17 protein-coding genes and 1 tRNA gene are annotated in these 20,967 nt (G+C 61.8%); 8 read left to right on the top strand and 10 right to left on the bottom strand.

Translation table 11 applies throughout. The features are described from left to right. Positions 1–655 precede the first annotated feature (655 nt). The 10 genes from ACWPWQ_RS04830 to ACWPWQ_RS04785 all read right to left on the bottom strand — a co-directional run bounded on the left by ACWPWQ_RS04830 (position 656) and on the right by ACWPWQ_RS04785 (position 13,528). Positions 656–3,634 (bottom strand): hypothetical protein, encoded by a 2,979-nt coding sequence (locus ACWPWQ_RS04830; RefSeq protein WP_454009135.1) that lies wholly within the window; start codon positions 3,632–3,634, stop codon positions 656–658. Positions 3,635–4,198: 564 nt separating this feature from the next. Further along, positions 4,199–4,275: transfer RNA gene (locus tag ACWPWQ_RS04825), tRNA-Pro, on the bottom strand. A 140-nt stretch (positions 4,276–4,415) separates the two neighbouring features. Further along, the gene (locus tag ACWPWQ_RS04820) at positions 4,416–5,141 is read right to left on the bottom strand and encodes an MOSC domain-containing protein (RefSeq protein WP_454009134.1); all 726 of its coding nucleotides are present in this window, start codon (positions 5,139–5,141) and stop codon (positions 4,416–4,418) included. An 89-nt stretch (positions 5,142–5,230) separates the two neighbouring features. Beyond that, positions 5,231–6,073, bottom strand: a complete 843-nt coding sequence (locus tag ACWPWQ_RS04815; RefSeq protein ID WP_025328719.1) for an ABC transporter permease subunit — start codon at positions 6,071–6,073, stop codon at positions 5,231–5,233. Then, a complete protein-coding gene (locus tag ACWPWQ_RS04810; RefSeq protein WP_139438030.1) occupies positions 6,070–6,975 on the bottom strand; it encodes an ABC transporter permease subunit in 906 nt (301 codons plus the stop codon). Before ACWPWQ_RS04810 ends, ACWPWQ_RS04815 begins: the two co-directional genes overlap by 4 nt. Beyond that, entirely contained in the window at positions 6,972–8,126 is a 1,155-nt protein-coding gene (gene potA / locus ACWPWQ_RS04805) for a polyamine ABC transporter ATP-binding protein (protein WP_005328474.1), read from the bottom strand. Before potA ends, ACWPWQ_RS04810 begins: the two co-directional genes overlap by 4 nt. A 76-nt stretch (positions 8,127–8,202) precedes the next feature. Continuing rightward, complete coding sequence (locus ACWPWQ_RS04800; protein ID WP_282101263.1) at positions 8,203–9,282, bottom strand: polyamine ABC transporter substrate-binding protein; 1,080 nt, start codon at positions 9,280–9,282, stop codon at positions 8,203–8,205. Positions 9,283–9,403: 121 nt separating this feature from the next. Further along, positions 9,404–10,501 (bottom strand): extracellular solute-binding protein, encoded by a 1,098-nt coding sequence (locus tag ACWPWQ_RS04795; RefSeq protein WP_139438034.1) that lies wholly within the window; start codon positions 10,499–10,501, stop codon positions 9,404–9,406. 54 nt (positions 10,502–10,555) lie between these two features. Then, positions 10,556–11,917, bottom strand: coding sequence for an aspartate aminotransferase family protein (locus tag ACWPWQ_RS04790; RefSeq protein WP_454009133.1), 1,362 nt, complete (start codon positions 11,915–11,917; stop codon positions 10,556–10,558). A 279-nt stretch (positions 11,918–12,196) separates the two neighbouring features. Next, positions 12,197–13,528, bottom strand: a complete 1,332-nt coding sequence (locus ACWPWQ_RS04785; protein ID WP_454009132.1) for a glutamine synthetase family protein — start codon at positions 13,526–13,528, stop codon at positions 12,197–12,199. Positions 13,529–13,990: 462 nt separating this feature from the next. On the opposite strand from ACWPWQ_RS04785, the gene ACWPWQ_RS04780 reads away from it, so the two are divergent. The 8 genes from ACWPWQ_RS04780 to ACWPWQ_RS04745 all read left to right on the top strand — a co-directional run bounded on the left by ACWPWQ_RS04780 (position 13,991) and on the right by ACWPWQ_RS04745 (position 20,960). Beyond that, positions 13,991–14,377 carry a TraR/DksA family transcriptional regulator gene (locus ACWPWQ_RS04780; protein ID WP_005328486.1) on the top strand — a complete coding sequence of 129 codons (387 nt, stop codon included), beginning with the start codon at positions 13,991–13,993 and terminating at the stop codon, positions 14,375–14,377. 187 nt (positions 14,378–14,564) lie between these two features. Continuing rightward, positions 14,565–15,422 (top strand): hypothetical protein, encoded by an 858-nt coding sequence (locus ACWPWQ_RS04775; protein WP_454009131.1) that lies wholly within the window; start codon positions 14,565–14,567, stop codon positions 15,420–15,422. Positions 15,423–15,648: 226 nt separating this feature from the next. After that, positions 15,649–16,119: an Mpo1 family 2-hydroxy fatty acid dioxygenase gene (locus ACWPWQ_RS04770; RefSeq protein ID WP_454009130.1), complete on the top strand. Its 471-nt coding sequence runs from the start codon at positions 15,649–15,651 to the stop codon at positions 16,117–16,119. Beyond that, positions 16,116–16,595, top strand: a complete 480-nt coding sequence (locus ACWPWQ_RS04765) for a CreA family protein (protein ID WP_454009129.1) — start codon at positions 16,116–16,118, stop codon at positions 16,593–16,595. Before ACWPWQ_RS04770 ends, ACWPWQ_RS04765 begins: the two co-directional genes overlap by 4 nt. Before the next feature lie 77 nt (positions 16,596–16,672). Further along, on the top strand, positions 16,673–17,662 hold the full coding sequence (locus ACWPWQ_RS04760; protein ID WP_139438043.1) for a 2-hydroxyacid dehydrogenase: 990 nt from the start codon (positions 16,673–16,675) through the stop codon (positions 17,660–17,662). Positions 17,663–17,943: 281 nt separating this feature from the next. Then, on the top strand, positions 17,944–19,305 hold the full coding sequence (yegD, locus tag ACWPWQ_RS04755) for a molecular chaperone (RefSeq protein ID WP_454009128.1): 1,362 nt from the start codon (positions 17,944–17,946) through the stop codon (positions 19,303–19,305). 317 nt (positions 19,306–19,622) lie between these two features. After that, positions 19,623–20,042 carry an META domain-containing protein gene (locus tag ACWPWQ_RS04750; RefSeq protein ID WP_025328730.1) on the top strand — a complete coding sequence of 140 codons (420 nt, stop codon included), beginning with the start codon at positions 19,623–19,625 and terminating at the stop codon, positions 20,040–20,042. 69 nt (positions 20,043–20,111) lie between these two features. Beyond that, positions 20,112–20,960, top strand: coding sequence for an HDOD domain-containing protein (locus tag ACWPWQ_RS04745; RefSeq protein ID WP_454009127.1), 849 nt, complete (start codon positions 20,112–20,114; stop codon positions 20,958–20,960). Positions 20,961–20,967 lie beyond the last annotated feature (7 nt).

The raw sequence follows: 20,967 nt of genomic DNA, 5'->3' as shown, positions 1-20,967 counted from the left end.
AGATTGCCACAATCTAGAGTGCCGGAGTCAGGATCAGACTCCACCTGTGGGGCCACCGAGCGGTGGCCCTTTTAATGGGCTACATTCAGCACCGGACCATCTCCCCTGCATACCGACCATGCGTCTGCCAATCACGGCCAAGGCAAATAGCCAAATGCGAAGGACAGCTCATTGAACCCCATGGTATGCACCCAAGCGGAGCTGCATTGTGAGCCACGGGAAGACAGCTCTTTGAGAGCTTGCTCGATCTGCGCCTCGATGGCCTAGGGGTCTATGAACTGACGGCCGGTACTGCTGCTCTGGTTCCATTGCCGCCGCAACATGTGCCATGGCACCAAGGCGGCAGCCATTGCAATCAACTGCCTGGCCCTGAGCTGGCAGGCAAGCTTGACGCTTCATTGGGGTGCACCTATGGGCGATGCGCCTTCCGTCTGACCAGGCCCACTCTCGATAGCAAGTCCCATAACGCCCGACATACCAACACCATGTTCCTGCTGCTCCGCGTCATCGCGTCCTGTCTTTGGCATCGGGCATGAGCAGTGCGGACTACAGGTTGTGCCACAAGCGCAGGCGCCGCCCTTCGCTGAGGACCGCAGACAGAGAAGAGGGGCCCGCTTGTGCGGGCCCCTCGGATGAACGCAACGATGCTACGCCGTTACGGTCCAGTGCACAGATAGTTGTTGTTGTACTGGTCCAGCGTCGTGGCGAGGTTGTTCGCCTCGGTCGCGAATTGGCCCTTCTTCGGATAATCCCCCATCCCGGTGAAGTTCACCGCGTAGCTGGGTGGCGGTCCATCAAGAATGGCTTGGCCCGCAACCATAGCCGTGACGGCATTCGGACACTGACCCGCCCCGGCTTGTACGTTCAACTTCGCAGCCAGCAGTTGTGCCGCCATGTTGAACGCCGGATCACTCGACTTCTGCTTGCCGCTCCCCACATCCTGCTTGCTCAGGATGCGTACGGCCTCCTGGCAGGTGTCCACGAACAGCTTACCGATATAGACACCGCCACCGGCAAAGGAGGCCAGCGTCTGATCAAGCACGGGTTCCTGTTTGCCATTGGATTTGGCGCAGGACGCCCAGTTCCGCCAGAAACCTATGGTCAATGCACGGCCGCCTGGGGGCGGTGTGTTGTCGATATTGAACACCTTTGTCTCGCCCGGACCCACCTCGAAGTTGCCACAGAGAATACTGTTGTCGACATTCGGGTTGATGACGACGCCATCCGGTGGCATGAACGCATTCGGCACAAAGTTACCGAAGTTGCTGAGCCACCCCGGACCCACGATCTCGCAGATCTGATAGGTCTGGCCCGGGATGAGCTCCTGCATAAATGCCAGGATGCCGCCGTTCCCGGCATTGGCCGACATCGACTCCAGAGTCTCGCCGACGGAGAAGGTGGTAGCCCCCTGCCGCAGCACGAAGGTGAACGAATAGCTGCCCAAGTCGGGAAGTCCGTTCATGGTCTTGAGAACCTGTGCCCTGCCGCGTTCACGGTTAAGGAACGAACAGGAGAAGACCTTGCCTGCATCTTCCGGATAGTCGACCACAAAGTCGCAGACCTTGTCCTGGATCGGCGAGTCCGGATTGGCCGAAATCAGATCCCAACCGGTCTTGGTCGTCTCCACCACGGTATAGGTACCCTCGGCGGTGAGGAGCAGATCGAGGCCAGCGCTCTGGAACTTGCTATAGCCCGCACCCGCACCGACGTCTTGCGTACTCAACAGCCCACCGCCCGGACCATACAACTTGAAGGTCCAGTAATAGTCGTCATCCGAGTTTTCGAGTGCCGGCTCCGTGGTCTTCTGCACCTGCGCCTTGGCAGGCTCGTCTGTCGGTTCGTTCAGGAAGTCGACGGTTGCCGCACAATGGGTCGCGATGCCGTCTTCGAGCTGGAGATCCACCGTCCTCGGGTTCGGATACTCGGCTGGATCGCGCGGGTCAGCCAGACCGACAGGGACGCCAATGTCGCTGCCTGCGGCAAAGAACACGCTGCTCACCTCTTCGACATAATAGGTGTCGGGAACCAGGCCCCACGCCGTGACGGATTGCGTCGTCACGCCTCCTCCCGTGAAGGTAATGACCTTGGTCTTGCTGAACGACTCGTCATTGGCACGGGTAATGTGGAATGTTATCTCGAGTTTCTCACCCGCATCCAGGAAGTTGGGAATGCTCTTCTGGATCGTGAGCTTGGCCTTGGCCGAGGAAGCGATCGGGATCTGCAGCTCGTTGGTGCTGGCCGCAAATCCGTCCGAGGCGGTCAGGTAGGCGGTGTCTCTCAACATGCCCGTCGTGACGCGCTTGGGATCGTCGAGATAAACCATCTTCTCAAAGGTGATGGAACCACTGTCTGTCTGGCCAGTCGTCTGCCACCCTACCTCGCCGTCCGTCTGCGTGTCCGCCAGGTAGCCATCCAGGAAGTCGCCGAACGACGGCACCCCGACCGCATACATCAGACCCACTCCGTCGATCTCCTCCACGTCCTTGATGGTCGTTGACGCATTCGTGACCTCGCCCTGCTGGATCTGGGCGTTCGCGACCGCCGTCGTGGTGCCCGGAACCGGGATGCCGGTTACCTTATCCGTATAGGTCCCTGACACCTCGTTGTGCAGCCAGTCACCGACCTTGCCCGCCGTCGCTGCGTCGAATTCGACCGTGAATTCGGCGACCATGCCATTGAAGCCGGCAGCGAGGTCGAATGGACCCTCGTTATAGGTGTCGAGCAGGGTACCGGTGTTGTCCGATCCCTTGTACAACTTGTCGGTCAACTCGACGGTGATCGTACGCGCGGCTGGATTCTTCGCATTCAACACTATGTTGACCGCAACCTTGCCACCGATGACTTCCGCCTTGGTCCAGGTGACAGTGATCTGGACGGGAAGGGAGGTCGGCGCATCGCTGCGGCAGACGTTGCCAAAGTCCAGCGAATCTTCGGTCCCCTTGGAGATATTCCAGGTCTGCTCCGCGCCCTGGTGGGCCGTCATCGTCTTGGAAATCTCCTGCGGCTCTATCTCCTTCACCGGGATGGAGACGTCGCGTGCACCAGCCCCTCCGGTGTCGAGATCCTCGGCCAGGAGATTGGCGTGCAGCGATGACCCCGGGAACAGGTGCGACCCCAGGGCCAACCGGCCGTAGTAGTCATAGACACAAGTGGTATTTTTCGCCTGTGTGACCGTGATCAGCCGGTAAATCGAGACGTCGGTTCCGCCAATGCCGGGATCCAATTCCGTTTGCGGCGTCGACTGGGCTGCCGCACAGGACGCACTCGACTTGCCCACATTCAGCACCGGGACCGAAATAATGTCATATCCGGGTTTGCCTGCATCCTCGTTGTCCAGTACCACGCCAAGGGTATACATCTGGCTGGCAGGGGCGGAGTTGCCGGCCTGCAGCGTGATGCGATAAGGAACGAGGTCGAGTTCGTTCCACGTCTTGCCTAGGTTACCAGTGGTGTAGTCCGCGTCGGGGCAGATAAAGGGACCGCCATCGGGGAAGGTGAAGTTCGCGTCTTTGCGACACCCCTCCAAGGTAGTCTGCACCCCAACGGGATCGGCGGCCTGCGCCGGCGGCGTGCCGAGCAGCCCGAGCGTGAGCAGGGCTCCCAGCGTCGTCTTCCATCGTTTGCTGACGAACATGTCGATGTCTCCTTGACGTTGTCCTTGTGTGGCCGGGTAGCATCGTTCGACACGAGCACCCACGACCGCCGGTCGTCATGACGAGAGCGATAGAGCAAGTCGTGTGCCAGTGAATGTGAAGTGCAAAAACAAGGGGTTACGGAGATCTGCCGCCGGACGTGTCACAGGCATGAAACACATGGCACCGAACGATCCGTCGGGACGGGCCACAAGTCGTTGATAACTGGACCAAACGAACATGGTGCATGATGTATCGCGATTGATACTCGCGATGCCGGTGCCTGACGCACCCTGCCCCGTCGAGCGACCACGGCAGGGGTGCCCGCGGCTTGAAAGTGGTCTGTCAATGAGCGTCTGGTGCTGGCGAAAGCGGTGAAAGCAGCGTGACTGGCTCAAGGGGGCTGAACGGGATGCGCATGGCCATCCCGAGGAATATGCCCTTGCATGAGGGGTAATGCGCCGAGCGAGGAAGGACAATGACGAGGATATTCAGAGGAGAGCTCCTACAGCGTGGAGGCAGTCCAAAATGCGAAAAGGCCGCTCGATGAGCGGCCTTTTCTAATGTGGTCGGTGTGAGAGGATTCGAACCTCCGACCCCTTCGTCCCGAACGAAGTGCGCTACCAAGCTGCGCTACACACCGATGTCTGCGGGGCGAGAATTTACCGAAAGCCCCGACATGACACAAGCCTTTTTTTGCATCTGCCGTAAAAAAAGGGCTTTACGCTCAATAATCCAGCGTTTCATGGCGATACGGAGCACCGGGCTCGTCCCGGTGCTCCGTTACGCCTTTGGCGGCAGCTGAAACTCGGTCGGTCCCAGCAGACGCCGACTCCAATCGGCAACGACCCCGTGCTCCAGCCAGTGGGCCGCATGCTGGCGCCAGTTGGGAGAGAGCGCCGGGTTGTCCAGCAGCAGTTGCAGGTCCCCTTCGTGGCGGGCCTGGTTGAACAGGATGTCGGCGGTGCGCTTCACCGTCAGCTCGGGATAGGGCCTGTCCATCAGCAGCAGTTCATCCACCGGGGCCACGCGCCCCTCCTCCAGCACCCGCAGCAGCCAGCCGCAGCGGCCGCTGAGCTGCATCACCTGGGAGAGGTGCGGGTAGCCAAAGCGTTGATTGAGCTTGAAGCAGGGGGATCTCGGCTGGCTGATCTGGACCAGGGCGGCGCCGAGGCGATAGACATCGCCGATGCAGGCCTGCGCCTCGGTCAATCCGAGGCCGGAGAGGTTTTCGCCAAAGGCCGCCGGCTGCCAGGAGGCTCGGGGGGCAGGCAGACCCAGCGCGGTTTGCCAGCTCTTCCACCAGGGGTAGTGATCCGCAGGATAGTAGTGCAGGGCGCGATCCGGGCCGCCGTGATGGCGCTTGTCGCTCTGCTCATCGCCCTCCAGGCCCGAGAAGCCGCACCACAGGGGATGCCCTGCCTCATGCTTGTCGATGGCACTGACGAGTCCGGGGGCGAGTTCGGCATTCATCTCGGCGCTCTGGCCGATAAAGAGGGAGATCCGCATTCCATTCTCCTGACGGATGAGAGAATGCGGATCTTAGGGGCTGTTGAGCCGTCGGCGCAAGCCGTGTTACTGCGTCAACAGCCCCTGAGTCAGGCGACGGCCTGCATCTGGGTGGTCATGGCAATCTCGGCGCGGCGGCGTTTCTCCGCCCTCGCCATCAGGTACCAGCTGCCGAAGGTGAACAGCGACACCGACAGCAGGATCAGGCTCGCCACCGCGTTGATCTCGGGTTTCACCCCGAGCCGCACCGCCGAGAACACCTCCATCGGCAAAGTAGTGGAACCCGGACCCGAGACGAAGCTCGCCAGCACCAGATCATCCAGCGACAGGGCGAACGACATCATGCCCCCCGCCGCCAGCGACGGGGCTATCATCGGGATGGTGATGAGGAAGAACACCTTCCACGGCTTGGCGCCCAGATCCATGGCCGCCTCCTCGATGGAGAGATCCAGCTCCCGCAACCGCGCCGACACCACGATCGCCACATAGGCGGTACAGAAGGTGGTGTGCGCAATCCAGATGGTCAGCATGCCCCGCTCGGCGGGCCAGCCCACCAGCTGGGCCATGGCCACGAACAGCAGCAGCAGCGACAGACCTGTGATCACCTCTGGCATCACCAGGGGCGCCGTCACCATGCCGCCGAACAGGGTGCGGCCACGGAAGTGCGGGATCCGGGTCAGCACGAAGGCCGCTACTGTCCCCAGCGCCACCGCGGCGATGGCGGTGTAGAAGGCGATCTCCAGGGAGCGGAACACGGAGCCAATCAACTGCTTGTTGTCGAGCAGACCGAAGTACCACTTGAGCGACCAGCCCCCCCACACAGTCACCAGCTTGGAGGCGTTGAAGGAGTAGATGACCATGATGATCATGGGCAAGTAGATGAACAGCAGCCCCAGCCAGAGCATCAGCTTGGCAAAACCAAAGCGCCTCATACTTTCCCCTCCAGCTCTTTGGCCTGGTTGCGGTTGAACAGGATGATCGGAATGATCAGCACCGCCAGCATCACCACTGCCAGGGCGGACGCCACCGGCCAGTCACGGTTGTTGAAGAACTCCTGCCACAGCACCTTGCCGATCATCAGGGTCTCGGGGCCGCCCAGCATCTCGGGGATGACGAACTCGCCCACCACGGGAATGAAGACCAGCATGCAACCGGCGATGATGCCGTTCTTGGAGAGCGGCACAGTGATCTGCCAGAACCGGGTCAGGTTGCGGGCGCCGAGATCGGAGGCCGCCTCCAGCAGGCTCTGATCGTGCTTGACCAGGTTGGCGTAGAGCGGCAGCACCATGAACGGCAGGTAGGAGTAAACGATGCCGATGTAGACCGCCAGGTTGGTATTGAGGATCTGCAAGGGCTCGTCTATCACCCCTATCCCCAGCAAGACGCTGTTGAGCAGGCCGTTGTTGCTGAGGATGCCCATCCAGGCGTAGACCCGGATCAGGATGGCGGTCCAGGTCGGCATCATGATGAGCAGCAGCAGAACGGTCTGGGTCTCCTTGTTGGCCCGCGCGATGGAGTAGGCCATGGGATAGCCGATCAGCAGGCAGAGCAGGGTGCTGATGAAGGCCATCTTGAGGGAGCCCAGATAGGCCGCGATATAGAGCTCATCCTCCTGCAGCAGCAGGTAGTTGCCCATGTTGAGCAGTATGGTGAGCTGATTGTCGGCCCAGCTCATCACGTCGGTGTAGGGCGGGATCGCCACATCCGCTTCGGCGAAGCTGATCTTCACCACTATGACGAAGGGCAGCAGGAAGAACAGGAACAGCCAGAAGAAGGGGATGCCGATCACCAGCTGGCGTCCCCCCATCTGCTTGAGTCGTCTCAATGCCTTCATGATTGCAGCACCACGCCGCTGTCATCTTCCCAGTAGAGGAACACCTGGTCATCCCAGGTTGGCCGCTTGCCGTGGCGTTCGGCATTGGCGATGAAAGCCTGAACGATTTTGCCCGAGGGCAGCTGGATGTGATAAACCGAGTGGCCGCCCAGATAGGCGATGTCATAGACCTCACCCTTGGTCCAGTTGAAGTCCGGATGCTCGATCTCCTCCGGCTTGTGCAGGCTCATCAGCAATTTTTCCGGCCGCAGGGCGTAGGTCACCTTCTTGTTCTCGGCGCGGGAGCTGATGCCGTGACCCACATAGATGGGCTGCTCCAGATCCGCGCAGGCGATGGTGGCGTGGTCCTGCTCATCTTCCACCAGCAGGCCGTCAAACAGGTTGACGTTGCCGATGAACTCGCACACCAGCCGGCTGGCCGGGGTTTCGTAGATGTCCATCGGGCTGCCGATCTGCTCGATGCAGCCGAGGTGCATGATGGCGATCCGCTCCGCCATGGTCATGGCCTCTTCCTGATCGTGGGTCACCATGACGCAGGTTACGCCGACTCGCTCGATGATCTCCACCAGCTCCAGTTGCATCTTGGAGCGCAGCTTCTTGTCCAGCGCCCCCATGGGCTCATCCAGCAGCAGCAGCTTGGGGCGCTTGGCCAGCGACCGGGCCAGGGCGACCCGCTGGCGCTGACCGCCTGAGAGCTGGTGCGGCTTGCGACGGGCATACTGGGTCATCTGCACCAGCTTGAGCATCTCCTCCACCCGGGCGTCGACCTCTGCCTTGGGCAGGCCATCCTGCTTGAGGCCGAAGGCGATGTTCTGCGCCACCGTCATGTGGGGAAACAGGGCGTAGGACTGGAACATCATGTTGATGGGACGTTCATAGGGCGGCATGTCGGTAATGTCGACCCCATCCAGGAACAGCCGCCCCTCGGTGGGGCGCTCGAACCCGGCCAGCATCCGCAGCAAGGTGGACTTGCCGGAACCTGAACCACCCAGCAGGGCGAAGATCTCGCCCTTGTGGATGTTGAGAGACACGTTATCGACCGCCAGCGTTTCGTCGAACTGCTTGCTTACCCTGTCTATTTTGACCAGCACTTCTTTACGCTGCTGGCTGCCCTCGAGGGCTTTCTTGTAGGCACTGGAGGCTATCGCCATTACCAAACTCCCAAAGGTGATACCGGCCGGGGCCGATCCATCAATACAATCTGGCGCCCCGGGATGGGCGCCAAGGTTAGGTTCCGGACTTGATCTTGGTCCAACTCCGGGTGATCAGGCGCTGCACCGAGCGGGGATGTGCTTCCTGCACATACAGACGCTCCAGCACCGCCTGGGGGGGATAGACTGACTCGTCATCGCGCACGGCCTTGTCCATGAACTCTCCCGCCTTGAGGTTCGGGTTCGCGTAGCCCACGTAGTCGCTCACCTTGGCGATGACTTCAGGTTCGAGAATGTAGTTGATCAGGGCGTGAGCCTCTTTGACGTTGGTGGCATCGGAGGGGATCGCCATCATGTCGAACCACAGATTGCCCCCCTCCTTGGGGATGCTGTAGGCAATCTTGATCCCCTTGCCCGCCTCGTCGGCCCGGGCCGCCGCCTGCAGTATGTCACCGGAGAACCCCGCCGCCACACAGATGTCGCCATTGGCGAGATCCCCTATGTACTTGGAGGAGTGGAAGTAGGTCACATAGGGGCGCACCTTGAGCAACTGCTCCTCGGCACGCTTGAGATCCGCAGGATCGTGGCTGTTGGGATTGAGGCCGAGGTAGTTCAGGGCAGCCGGGATCATCTCGTCCGCCGAGTCGAGGAATGCCACCCCGCAGTGGGAGAGCTTCTTCATGTTTTCCGGCTCGAAGATGGTCGCCCAGGAGTCAATCTTGTCGACCCCCAGCACGGCCTTCACCTTCTCGACGTTGTAACCGATGCCGTTGGTGCCCCACAGATAGGGCACGGCGTACTGATGGCCCGGATCCACCTTGTCGAGCTGCTTGAGCAGCAGGGGATCCAGGTTGCTCAGGTTGGGCAGCAGGGCGGGATCCAGCTTCTGGAAAGCCCCCGCCTTGATCTGCTTGGCCAGGAAATTGTTGGAGGGCACGACCAGATCGTAACCGGTGCGTCCGGTCAGCAGCTTGCCCTCCAGCGTCTCGTTGGAGTCAAACACGTCGTAGACGGTCTTGATCCCGGTCTTCTGCTGAAAGTCACTGAGGGTGGTCTCGCCGATATAATCGGACCAGTTGTAAAAATGAACCACAGGGGCTGCCTGGGTCAGATTTGCAAACCCCAGGGTCAGGGCCAGCGTTGCCATCTTGGTCATGTGCACGTATCAGTCCTCGTTTGTGTGATTTTGCCAGTCGCGCATCCATACGCGCCGTCCAACCTGTCGGGTGGTCACCACCCTCCCGGCCGAACTGCGGACCGGGAGGGGTACTCGTCACTTACTTACCTGATTTGATCTTGGTCCAGCTGCGGGTCATCAGACGCTGCACCTTGGCCGGCAGATCCGGGAAGGTGTAGATCTTCTTGAGGGTGTCCGCCGTCGGGTAGATGCCCGGATCGTTGCGGATCGCCTCGTCCACCAGCGGAGTCGCCGCCTTGTTGCCGTTCGGGAACTGCACCACGTTGGTGATGTTCGCGATCACTTCCGGCTTCATCAGGTAGTTGATGAAGGTGTGGGCTGCCTCGACGTTCTTGGCGTCCGCCGGGATGGCGATCATGTCGAAGAAGCTGCCGGCCCCCTCTTTCGGAATGGTGTAAGTCAGGCTGACACCGTTCTTGGCTTCGGCGGCACGTGCCTTGGACTGCTGCAGGTCACCTGAGTAACCCACCGCCACGCACAGGTTGCCGTTGGCCAGATCCGAAATGTACTTGGAGGAGTGGAAGTAGGCGGTATAGGGGCGGATGGAGAGGAACAGCTCCTCTGCCTTCTTCAACTCGTCCGGCTTCTGGCTATCCGGCTTGAAGCCCAGGTATTGCAGGGCGGCCGGCAGCATTTCGGTCGGCGAGTCGAGGAAGGAGACACCGCACTCCTTCAACTTGGCCATGTTCTCCGGCTTGAACACCAGATCCCAGGAGTTGACCGGCGCATCGGCACCCAGCACGGCCTTCACCTTCTCGGCGTTGTAGGCGTAGCCAATGGTGCCCCACAGGTAAGGGATGGAGTACTGGTTGCCCGGATCGCTCGGTTCGAGCGCCTTGAGCAGATCGACATCCATATTCTGCCAGTTGGAGAGTTTGGACTTGTCCAGCTTCTGGAAGACGCCTGCCTTGATCTGCTTGGCCAGGAAGGGGTTGGACGGGACGACGATGTCATAACCCGAACTGCCCGCCAGCAACTTGGCTTCCAGCACCTCGTTGCTGTCGAACACGTCGTACACCACCTTGATGCCCGTCTCCTTCTGGAAGTTTTCCAGCGTATCCGGCGCTATGTAGTCGCTCCAGTTGTAGACGTGCAGCACCTTCTCGTCGGCCATCGCCCCGGTACTCATCATGACCAGCGCCACGGAAGCAGCCATCATTCCCTTTTTAAAAGACATAGTCCTTGTCTCCTAAGCAAATTGTATGCGTAAGCCAATCTGCCCGGTTTCAGCCTATTCCTGCAGCTTTGCAGCCGTCAGATCCAGACTGAGCCTGGCCAGTTTGACCAATTCATCCACCTGTTCCTCGGTGATCACCAAGGGGGGCGATATGATCATGGTATCGCCGACAGCCCTCATCACCAAGCCATTGTTAAAACAGAACTCCCGACAGGTCATCCCGGCGTGCAGTTCGGCCGGGAAACGACGTTTCGTCTGTTTGTCCTGGACTATTTCCAGCGCGGCAACCAGGCCTTTACCCCGGGTTTCTCCCACCAGCGGGTGATCGGCAAGCTCGCTCCAGCGGCGCTGCAAATAGGGGCCGATACTATCATGAACGCGCTTAACTATGCTCTCACTTTGCATAAGCTGGATGTTGGCGATGGCCACGGCGCAGGCCACCGGATGACCGGAATAGGTGAAGCCGTGGTTGAACTCACCCCCCTCCTCCACCAGCACCCTGGCGACCCTGTCCCCCACCATCACGGCCCCCATCGGCAGGTAGCCCGAGGTGATGCCCTTGGCCAGGCACATGAGGTCAGGCTTGATGCCGAACCCTTCGCTGGCGAACCAGTGACCGGTGCGTCCAAAACCGCAGATCACCTCGTCGGCGATGAGCAGGATGCCGTACTTGTCACAGATGCGCTGGATCTCGGGCCAGTAGCTGTCGGGCGGAATGATGACGCCGCCGGCCCCCTGGATTGGCTCGCCGATGAAGGCGGCCACCTTGTCCACCCCCAGCTCCAGGATCTTCTCTTCCAGCTGGCGGGCACGGGCCAGGCCGAACTCGTGGGCGCTCATGCCCTCCCCCTCGCCGAAGTGATAGGGCTGATCGATGTGGACTATGCCGGGAATGGGCAGGCCACCCTGGGCGTGCATGCCCTTCATGCCCCCCAGACTGGCGCCCGCCACCGTGGAGCCGTGGTAGGCGTTGTGGCGGCTGATGATCACCTGCTTGTCCGGCTGCCCCTTGCTGGCCCAGTAGTGGCGCACCATGCGCAGCACGGTGTCGTTGCACTCGGAGCCCGAGCCGGTGAAGAAGACGTGATTGAGATGGGAGGGCGTGATCTCGGCCAGCAGGGTCGCCAGTTCGGCGGCGGGAGGATGGCTGGTCTGGAAGAAGAGGTTGTAATAGGGCAGTTGCTGCATCTGTCTGGTGGCGGCATCCACCAGCTCCTGGCGGCCATAACCCAGGTTGACACACCACAGGCCCGCCATCCCGTCCAGGATGCGGCGCCCGTCGGAGTCTTCCAGATAGACCCCCTCGGCCTTGGTGATGATGCGGCTGCCCTTCTTGTTCAGGGCCTGGAAGTCGGTAAAGGGATGCAGGTGGTGGCTGGCATCCAGTTGCTGCCACTCGCGGGTGGTCTGCTTCATTGCTTGCTCCTCGGTTCCTTCGATGTAAGCGATGTTTATTCGTCAATGTCGAGGGCGGCTGGCACTCTCCCGGTCACTGCTACTCACGGGCGGAATGCTGCGTTGCCTGCTCCTCGGTTCCTTCGATTTAAGCGATTTAAGCGATCGTCGTGCCGTCATCCATGGGCTGGCCCACGAGCACGGTGCGGCCGCGAGCGGGCGCCATCGGCCGCCCCTCACGAGCCAGTGCCATCTTGCTTTGAGAGTGACGGGAGGGATCTGCGCCCCTCCCGGGACGGGTCAGACGTTCAGCAGCAGGAATTCCCGTTCCCAGCGGCTGATCACCCCGAAGTAGGTCTCGTACTCCTTGCGCTTGACCGCGACGAAGGCGCGGATGAAGCGCTCCCCCAGCATGTCCTTGATGGGCTCGCACTGCTCCAGATGGCTGAGCGACTCCTCCAGGGAACGGGGCAGGCTGTAGGGCAGGTCATAGGCACTCGCCTTCATCTCCTGCATGGGCTCCAGCTTCTCCAGCATGCCGAGGTAGCCACAGGCCAGGGTGGCGGCCAGCGCCAGATAGGGGTTGGCGTCGGCACCGGCGAAGCGGTTCTCGACCCGACGCGCGCTCGGCTCGGAGAAGGGCACCCGCAGGCCGCAGGTACGGTTTTCCACGCCCCACTGCACGTTGCGCGGCGCGCTCTCGCCGAAGGTGAGGCGGCGGTAGGAGTTGACGTTGGGCGCCAGCAGGGCGGTCACCGCCGGGGTGTACTTCTGCAGGCCGGCGATGAAATGCATGAACTGCTCGGAGTTGCCCCCTTCGCTGGTGCCAAACAGGTTGCGCCCCTCGGCATCTTCCAGGCTCTGGTGGATGTGCATGGCGGAGCCCGGCTCATCGCTCATGGGCTTGGCCATGAAGGTGGCATAGATGCCGTGACGGTGGGCCGCTTCCCGCATGGTGCGCTTGAACAGGAACACCTGGTCGGCGAGATCGATGGCGTCACCGTGCAGGAAGTTGATCTCCATCTGGGCGGCGCCGGACTCGTGGATCAGGGTGTCCACCTCCAGCTCCTGGGCCTCGCAGTAGTCGTACATGTCCTCGAAGATGGGATCGAATTCGTTGACCGCATCTATGCTGAACGACTGGCGAGCCGTTTCGGGGCGGCCGTTGCGGCCCACCGGCGGCGCCAGCGGATAGTCGGGGTCTTCGTTGCGCTTGACCAGATAGAATTCGAGCTCGGGGGCCACCACCGGCTTCCAGCCCTGCTTCTCGTAAAATGACAGGACCCGGCGCAGCACGGAGCGCGGCGCTATGTCGATCAGCTTGCCATTGATGTCGAAACAGTCGTGAATCACCTGAGCCGTGGGCTCCAGTGCCCAGGGCACGAAACGAATGGTGTTGGGATCGGGATAGAGCTGCATGTCCCGCTCCAGCGGGTCGATCATGCTGTCGTCATCCGGGTACTCGCCGGTCACCGTCTGGGTGAAGATGACCTCGGGCAGCCGCATGCCCCCTTCGCGCAGAAACTTGTTGGCTGGAATGATCTTGCCTCGGGCATTGCCGGTGAAATCCGGGAACAGGCACTCCACTTCCGTGATGCGATTGCTCTCCATCCAGCCCTTGATACTGTCCATGTTAAACCCCGACTCTACGGTTGTCATTGGCAAGGGTGTCTAATATAAGGAACACCCTTGTTAAGAAAATGTAATCGACCTCACCATAAAAGCCCGTGATAAAGGCCTTTGTCAAGCAGTGGTGTTTAAAAAACTATAAACAACGGCCGATATAATGACCAGCGCGGCACCAAATACTAAACACTCTGTGCCACGATCAGCCCACTGCAAGCCCGATGCCAAGGCTGGACAGAACCTGCTCGATACTCAGTCAGCCCCTGTCGGAGCGGGCCCATTTCTTTGCAAGGGCGCACAATCCTTATCCAATTCTCTTTGCATACCTGCATTTTTTTGGTACAAGGCCCGCCCTGATTTGCACTCTCCTGCATGGATTTGGTGCAAATCGGACTACAGGGGCTTGGTCTGCGGGCCGACAGCCCCCATAAATGGGAAAAATTGGGAAACTGACTGGTAGCAAACCCTATGTGTGATTTCATGACTGAAGACCAACTGGCCTTTTACAAGGGTCAGATCGAGCGACAAATCCTCGAGCTCGAAGAGCGTCTCAACTCCCAAGCCAGCCAGGCCATCGCCACCGATACCAACGAGATGGCCGATGAAATTGATCGTGCCAGCATCGAGGAGGCCCGCCGTCTGGAGCTGAACCGCATCGAGCACGACAAGCTGCATCTGCGCAAGCTGAAAGGGGCGTTGAAACGCATCAATGAAGGAGACTTTGGCTACTGCGAATCCTGCGGTGACGAGATCTCCCTCAAGCGGCTGCAGGCTCGTCCTGAGTCCCGCTTCTGCGTCGAGTGCCAGAGCACCAAGGAATTCAACGACACCCACGTGTTCCGCCGCGTCGCCTGATGCGCCAGTGAACCGTCACCCCCTTGTCGCACCGGGCCGCAGGCAAGGCAGTGCGCAGGCACCGGCGTCCGTATAGACAGACGAGCATGCCGGGCTGCACATGAACCTTGTTTGCGGCTTCACAGCAAGAGCGTGACAACTTCTGTTAGACTCCGGGCAAGTCCCGGACTCTACAGGAGATCAGAGCGTGAAATGGCTCATCAAGCTGTGTTTGTGCCTGCCGCTGCTGGCACAGGCGCAGACTCTCACCGTCAAGGTCCCCAGCCGACCGATCAATGACCTCGACAGCGAATACCAGCTCAAGCTGCTGGAGCTGGCACTCGACCGTGCCGGACAGCCCTACAAGCTGGAACGGGTCGACCTCAATCTCAATCAGTTCACCCTGCAGCAGGAGCTGCGCAAGGGCAAAACCATCAATGTGTTCTGGATGGGTACCTCCAGCGCCCTCGAATCCGCCCTGATCCCCGTCACCATTCCGCTGTTCCGCGGTCTGGAAGGGCTGCGGCTGTCGTTCATTCACGGCGATGCCCAAGAGAAGTTCAACCAGGTCAACACCCTGGCGGATCTCAAGCAGCTGAAGGCGGCCCAGGGGGTCGGCTGGGCCGACAACAAGATCCTGGAGCAGGCGGGCATAGCGACCTACGCGGGGCGCTACAGCAACCTGTTCCGTCTCATCAACGACGGCGACAAGCTCGACTTCTTCCCCCGTGGTCTGGTGGAGATCTTCGCGGAACGCCGTGAGCTGGCGGCCCAGTACCCCAATCTCGCCATAGAGCAGCACCTGCTTATCCGCTACCCCTTCGCCGAGTTCTTCTTCGTCAGCCCAGAGTCTCCCAAGCTGGCCAGGGCGATCCAGACAGGACTGGAGCGGGCCTATGCCGACGGCAGCTTCATGAAGTTCTTCCACGAGAATCCCAGGGTGCGCGAGGCCCTGGCCAGCGCGAACCTGGAGCAGCGAGTCACCATCTCCCTGCCCAACCCGGACATGACCCCCTTGCTCAGGAGCATTCCAGCCCAATATTGGGATTATCCCCCCAGGCAGTAATGCCGGGATTCCGGAACCCTATTTGTTGGGACTATCCGCCCAGACAAGGACAATAACGCCGGGATTCCGGGGCCCTATTTGTTGGGATTATCCCCCCAGGCAGTAATGCCGGGACTCCGACGCACTGGCGTTGGGACTTGCCACCGCGACAAAGGGTGTTGGTCCCTGACCGCAGGCTCGCAGGGAATAAGCGGGCCGGTTTCAACCGCAGCACCAGGGAGGTGCCATGAAACGACTCGACGACTGGTTCAGCGACTACGGCCAGAGCCACCAGCACCCGGTCAATGTGGCCATCCACAAGGTGGCGGTGCCCGGCATCTACCTCTGTACCCTGGCCCTGCTCTGGGGCCTGCCAGCAGGCCCGCTGCCGCCGTCCCTCAACTGGGCGGCGCTGGTTGCCATTCCGGTGCTGGCCTTCTACCTGCAGCTGTCGTTTGCCCTGTTCGTGGGAATGGCGATCCTGACCGCGCTGGGACTGGCCTTCTGCCACAGCTGGCAAGGCCCCTTGCTGTGGCCGGCCCTGTGCGGCTTCGCACTGCTCTGGGTAGCCCAGTTCGTCGGCCACCGGATAGAGGGGAAGCGCCCCTCCTTCCTCGCCGACCTGCAATTTCTGCTGGTAGGCCCCGCCTGGGTGCTGGCCAGCCTCTATCGTCGCTTGGGCATCCCCTACCGAGGGAAACCAAAGGAGAAACCATGACACACCCTTCCCCCCTCACCCTCACCCTGCCTCTGCTGCTGGGCATGCTGTTTGCCGGTCCGGCGCTGGCCGACAAGGCCGACCCCGTCGGCGAGGTGAGCACCGCCTTCAAGCTGGTCGGCCCCAATCACAAGATCCTGGTGGAGGCGTTCGACGACCCGAAAATCGCCGGCGTCGCCTGCTATCTGGCGCGCCCCAAGACAGGGGGCGTCAAGGGTGGCCTCGGGCTGGCGGAAGATCCCTCCCACGCCTCACTGTCTTGCCACCAGATAGGCCCCATCACCCTGCCCGCCAAGCTCAAAGCCGGGGAAGAGGTGTTCGACGTCAGCACCTCGCTGGTGTTCAAGGAGCAGAAGGTGGTGCGTTTTTACGACGAGAAGCGCAATGCCCTTGTCTATCTGACTTACAGCACCAAGTTGGTGGATGGTTCGTACAAGAGTGCAGTGAGCGCCGTTCCCATCATGCCGTGGGGCTGAATCCCCACCATTTATCCCGTGATGACGGTCACTATTTGTTGTAATTTAACCACATCATTATCTGCGGAGAGCGCCCCATGAGAGTCGCCGTTTTCAGTACCAAGAGCTACGACAAGGAACACTTCAATCAGGCCAACAGCCAGTACGGCTTCGAGCTGGAGTTCTTCGACGTGCGGCTGGAGGCCAAGACAGCCCGCCTCGCCCATCACTTCCCCGTGGTCTGCCTGTTCGTCAACGATGACGCCGACCGGGAGGTGCTGACCGAGCTGGCCGCCAATGGCACCAGGGTCATCGCCCTGCGCTGCGCCGGTTACAACAACGTGGATCTGGTGGCCGCCAAGGAGCTGGGCCTGAAAGTGGTGCGGGTGCCCGCCTACTCCCCCGAGGCCGTCGCCGAGCACGCGGTGGGCCTGATGATGACCCTCAACCGCCGCATTCATAAGGCCTACCAGCGTACCCGCGACGCCAACTTCTCCCTGGAGGGGCTGGTCGGCTTCAACATGCATGGCCGCACCGCCGGCATCATAGGTACCGGCAAGATCGGTATCGCCACCCTGCGCATCCTCAAGGGCTTCGGCATGCGCCTGCTGGTGAGCGACCCCTACCCGAACCAGGCGGCCATCGATCTGGGGGCCGAGTACGTGGACATCGACACCCTGCTGCGCCAGTCCGACGTCATCAGCCTGCACTGCCCCCTGTTCAAGGAGAACTACCACCTGCTGAACAAGGAGGCCTTCGCCAAGATGAAGGACGGGGTGATGATCATCAACACCAGCCGGGGCGGCCTGCTCGACTCCAACGCCGCCATCGAGGCCCTCAAGACTTCCCGCATCGGCGCCCTGGGGCTGGACGTCTACGAGGAGGAGGAAGATCTCTTCTTCGAGGACAAGTCCAACGAGGTGATCACCGACGACGTCTTCCGCCGCCTGTCTGCCTGCCACAACGTGCTGTTCACCGGTCACCAGGCCTTCCTGACCCGGGAGGCGCTGCACGCCATCGCCGACACCACCCTCGGCAACATCCAGGCCATCGAGAGCCAGGGCCGCAGCGACAACGAGGTGGAGTAACCCCTCCTCCGCAGCGATGAAGGACAGAGGGCGCCACGCCCTCTGTTTCCTGTGCCGGCAGGCGCCCCGCTCCTCCTGTTGCCCCCCGCGAGCGCAATAACCATGGCGCCGGGTTGTGAGACTCGGCGCCTTCGGGTAGGCTACCAGCCCTTTTTTGTACAGGAGTCTGGCAAGCATGTTCATCGGATTTGCTCACTGTACCTCCGACTGTGCGTCGGGTTGTAAGACCCGGCACCTTCGAGTAGGCCAGTCCTCCTTTCTTACTCTGGAGTCTGGCACCCATGTTTATCGGATTTGATTACGGTACCTCCAACTGTGCCGTCGCCGTGATGGAACAGGGCAGCCCCAGGCTGCTGACCCTCTCCGGTTCCCACTACCTCCCCTCCACCCTGCACGCCCCGCACCGGGATGCCATCGCCGGCCTGCTGGCCGAACGACTGGCCAGCACCCAGCAGGCGGAGTACCTCAAGCTGCGGGGCCCCGTGGTGACCCGGGCCCAGGCGGTGCGTCGCCAGATGCGCGAAGAGGGGCTCATCGACGAGCTCAGCTTCGGCGGCGCGGCACTGGAGCGCTACCTGGAGGAGCCGGATGACGGTTACTACATCAAGTCGCCGAAATCCTTCCTCGGGGCCTACGGCCTCAAGGCGCCCCAGATAGCCCTGTTCGAGGACATCGTCTGCGCCATGATGCTGCACGTCCGCCACGAGGCGGAGCAGCAGACCGGGGCCCCCGTGCGCCGGGCGGTGATCGGTCGCCCGGTCAACTTCCAGGGGCTGGCCGGGGAGGAGAGCAACCGCCAGGCCATCGCCATCCTGGGTGAGGCGGCCCGCCTCGCCGGCTTCGAGCGGGTGGAGTTTCTCTACGAGCCGGTGGCCGCCGGCTTCGAGTTCGAGGCGCGCCTCACCGAGGATGCCGTGGTGCTGGTGGTGGACATAGGCGGCGGCACCACGGACTGCTCCATGCTGCGCATGGGCCCGAGCCACCGCGACCGGCTGGATCGCAGCGGCGATCTGCTCGGCCACAGCGGCCAGCGCATCGGCGGCAACGACTTCGACATCCGCCTGACGGTGGAGGGCATGATGCCGCTGCTCGGCATGCACGAGACCCTCAAGACCGGCAAGCCGCTGCCCCACCCGCTGTTCTGGGACGCGGCCGCCATCAACGACGTCAGCGCCCAGAGCCGCTTCTACAGCCTGGACACCGCCCGCCAGCTGCAGGATCTGCAGCTCGACAGCCAGCCCGGCAGCAAGCTCTCACGGCTCGCCAGCCTGCGGGCCCACAAGCTGAGCCACCAGCTGGTGTGGCGCGCCGAGCAGGGCAAGATCGCCCTGTCCGACCACGAGCTCAATCACCAGACCCTGAACGAGCTGGAGAAAGGGCTGGAGGCGGAACTCACGCGCCCTCAGCTGGCCAGTGCCTCGGCCCCCCTGCTGGAGAAGATCGGCGAGCTGATGGACGAGGCGATCGCCGCCGCCGGCGTGGCGCCGGATCGGATCTTCGTCACCGGCGGCAGCGCCCGCTCCCCCCTCATCAAGGCCTTCATTCGCCAGAAGCTGCCCGCAGTGCCTCTGGAGGGAGGCGATGACTTCGGCTCCGTGGCCTCGGGCCTAGCCCGTTACGCCGAGCGGCTGTTTGCCGGCTGAGCCCCGACACGCCAAAGGCTGCCCACAGCATCCCCTCTGGAAGGAGGGGTGACTTCAGTTCCGTCGTCTCGGGGCTCGTCCGTTACGCCGAGCGGTTGTTCGCCGATGCATAAGCCGGTTTACCGATAGACAAGCAAAAGGGGTCAGATGGTGACCCCTTTTGCGTGCAATCCGACTCGCCCGGGGCGGGTGTTGCCATTTGCCGACACCCCCTCTTCCCCCGGGGCGACAGAAGCGGTCGGGCACCTCCCCCCTCGCCCTGCCGCCCAGGCCCGGGGACGGGTATGCTTGTCATACCCACCACCGGAGCCCCTTCAATGCCCAGATTTCTGCTACTGCTGCTCGCCCTGCTCCTGCTCAGTGCCTGCAGCAGTACTCCCCGCTTCGCCTCGCAAGATCTGCAGCACCACCACTGGGTGCTCGACAAGCTGGATGGCCAGGCCATCCCCAGCAGCCGCGTCAATCCCCCCGACATCGAGATAGGGGAGCACTTCACCGTCAACGGCATCGCCGGGTGCAACCGCTACTTCGGCCAGGGCCATCTCGAGGATGACAGGCTCTGGGTCACCAGCCTCGGCAGCACGGCCATGGCCTGCCCGCCCAGGCTCGATCAGATCGAGCAGGCGGTGCTCGCCACCCTGATGGAGGGCGCGACCCTGAGCGGCACGCCACAGACCCTGATCCTGACCGGAAAACGGCACCGTTTGGAATACAGACTGCGAGACTGGGTGTACTAGGGCTCACAAAACCACTCGCCGACAGGAACAACTGGCCCAGCTGTGGCACAATATGAGGCACTGTTCGCAATGGAGGCTGCCTCAGCCATGTCGATGGATCGCCTGTTTGGCAAGATCAAACAACTGCCCACAATCCCGCAGCTGCTGCACGAGCTGATGCAGAGTTTCAACGATGAGAATGCCCGCATCGACGAGATCGCGGCCAAGATCGCCATGGACCAGGTGATCAGCGTCAAGGTGCTGCGGATGGCCAACTCCGCCGCCCTGCGCCGGGGCAACGAGGTGACCTCCATCGAGCAGGCGGTGATCCGCCTCGGCTTCAACCGCTTGCGCTCCGTGGTGGTCGCCTCCGGCATCATCAGCAGCTTCAAGGCCCCCCCGGGCTTTGACAAGCACCGCTTCTGGACCCAGACCTTCCAGGTCGCCACCATAGCCCGCACCCTGGCCCAGCAGACCAGGGCGGTAGATCCGGAGAGCGCCTTCACCTGCGCCCTCATTCACAACATCGGCGAGCTGCTGATCCAGAGCACCTTGCCGGAGGAGGCCGGGCTCATCAACCTGGCCATCGAGAAGGGGAGCAGCCGGGTCGAGGCCCAGCGGGAGATGCTGGGGTACGACTATGCCCAGCTCGGCGCCGAGCTGGCGAAACGCTGGAATCTGTCGGCCTCCTTCGTCAATGCCATCGCCCAGCAACTGGATCCCCTCTCCCACGAGCCCGTCAGCAAGGAGGCTGTGCTGATCCGGCTCTCCGTCTTCGTCTCCTTCGCTTGGCACGCCGGGGTACCGGCCCAGACCATCATAGCGCGCTTCCCCAAGCCGCTGGCCGACCAGCTCGGGCTGGATCCCGCCACCCTGGCGGATCAGCTGGAGCAACTCCACGAGCAGGGCAATGCCCTCGCCGACCTCCTGACCCAGTAGCCTCTGG

It is taken from the genome of Aeromonas sp. Marseille-Q7275 (assembly GCF_965119515.1).
This window is presented reverse-complemented; position numbering and strand designations above follow the sequence as displayed.

Coding starts and splice junctions, on each gene's coding strand:
- ACWPWQ_RS04785 (WP_454009132.1), bottom strand. CDS start 13,528: ATGGACAGTATCAAGGGCTGGATGGAGAGCAATCGCATCACGGAAGTG.
- ACWPWQ_RS04815 (WP_025328719.1), bottom strand. CDS start 6,073: ATGAGGCGCTTTGGTTTTGCCAAGCTGATGCTCTGGCTGGGGCTGCTG.
- potA (WP_005328474.1), bottom strand. CDS start 8,126: ATGGCGATAGCCTCCAGTGCCTACAAGAAAGCCCTCGAGGGCAGCCAG.
- ACWPWQ_RS04810 (WP_139438030.1), bottom strand. CDS start 6,975: ATGAAGGCATTGAGACGACTCAAGCAGATGGGGGGACGCCAGCTGGTG.
- ACWPWQ_RS04780 (WP_005328486.1), top strand. CDS start 13,991: ATGTGTGATTTCATGACTGAAGACCAACTGGCCTTTTACAAGGGTCAG.
- ACWPWQ_RS04790 (WP_454009133.1), bottom strand. CDS start 11,917: ATGAAGCAGACCACCCGCGAGTGGCAGCAACTGGATGCCAGCCACCAC.
- ACWPWQ_RS04765 (WP_454009129.1), top strand. CDS start 16,116: ATGACACACCCTTCCCCCCTCACCCTCACCCTGCCTCTGCTGCTGGGC.
- ACWPWQ_RS04830 (WP_454009135.1), bottom strand. CDS start 3,634: ATGTTCGTCAGCAAACGATGGAAGACGACGCTGGGAGCCCTGCTCACG.
- ACWPWQ_RS04770 (WP_454009130.1), top strand. CDS start 15,649: ATGAAACGACTCGACGACTGGTTCAGCGACTACGGCCAGAGCCACCAG.
- yegD (WP_454009128.1), top strand. CDS start 17,944: ATGTTTATCGGATTTGATTACGGTACCTCCAACTGTGCCGTCGCCGTG.
- ACWPWQ_RS04745 (WP_454009127.1), top strand. CDS start 20,112: ATGGAGGCTGCCTCAGCCATGTCGATGGATCGCCTGTTTGGCAAGATC.
- ACWPWQ_RS04750 (WP_025328730.1), top strand. CDS start 19,623: ATGCCCAGATTTCTGCTACTGCTGCTCGCCCTGCTCCTGCTCAGTGCC.
- ACWPWQ_RS04795 (WP_139438034.1), bottom strand. CDS start 10,501: ATGTCTTTTAAAAAGGGAATGATGGCTGCTTCCGTGGCGCTGGTCATG.
- ACWPWQ_RS04760 (WP_139438043.1), top strand. CDS start 16,673: ATGAGAGTCGCCGTTTTCAGTACCAAGAGCTACGACAAGGAACACTTC.
- ACWPWQ_RS04820 (WP_454009134.1), bottom strand. CDS start 5,141: ATGCGGATCTCCCTCTTTATCGGCCAGAGCGCCGAGATGAATGCCGAA.
- ACWPWQ_RS04800 (WP_282101263.1), bottom strand. CDS start 9,282: ATGACCAAGATGGCAACGCTGGCCCTGACCCTGGGGTTTGCAAATCTG.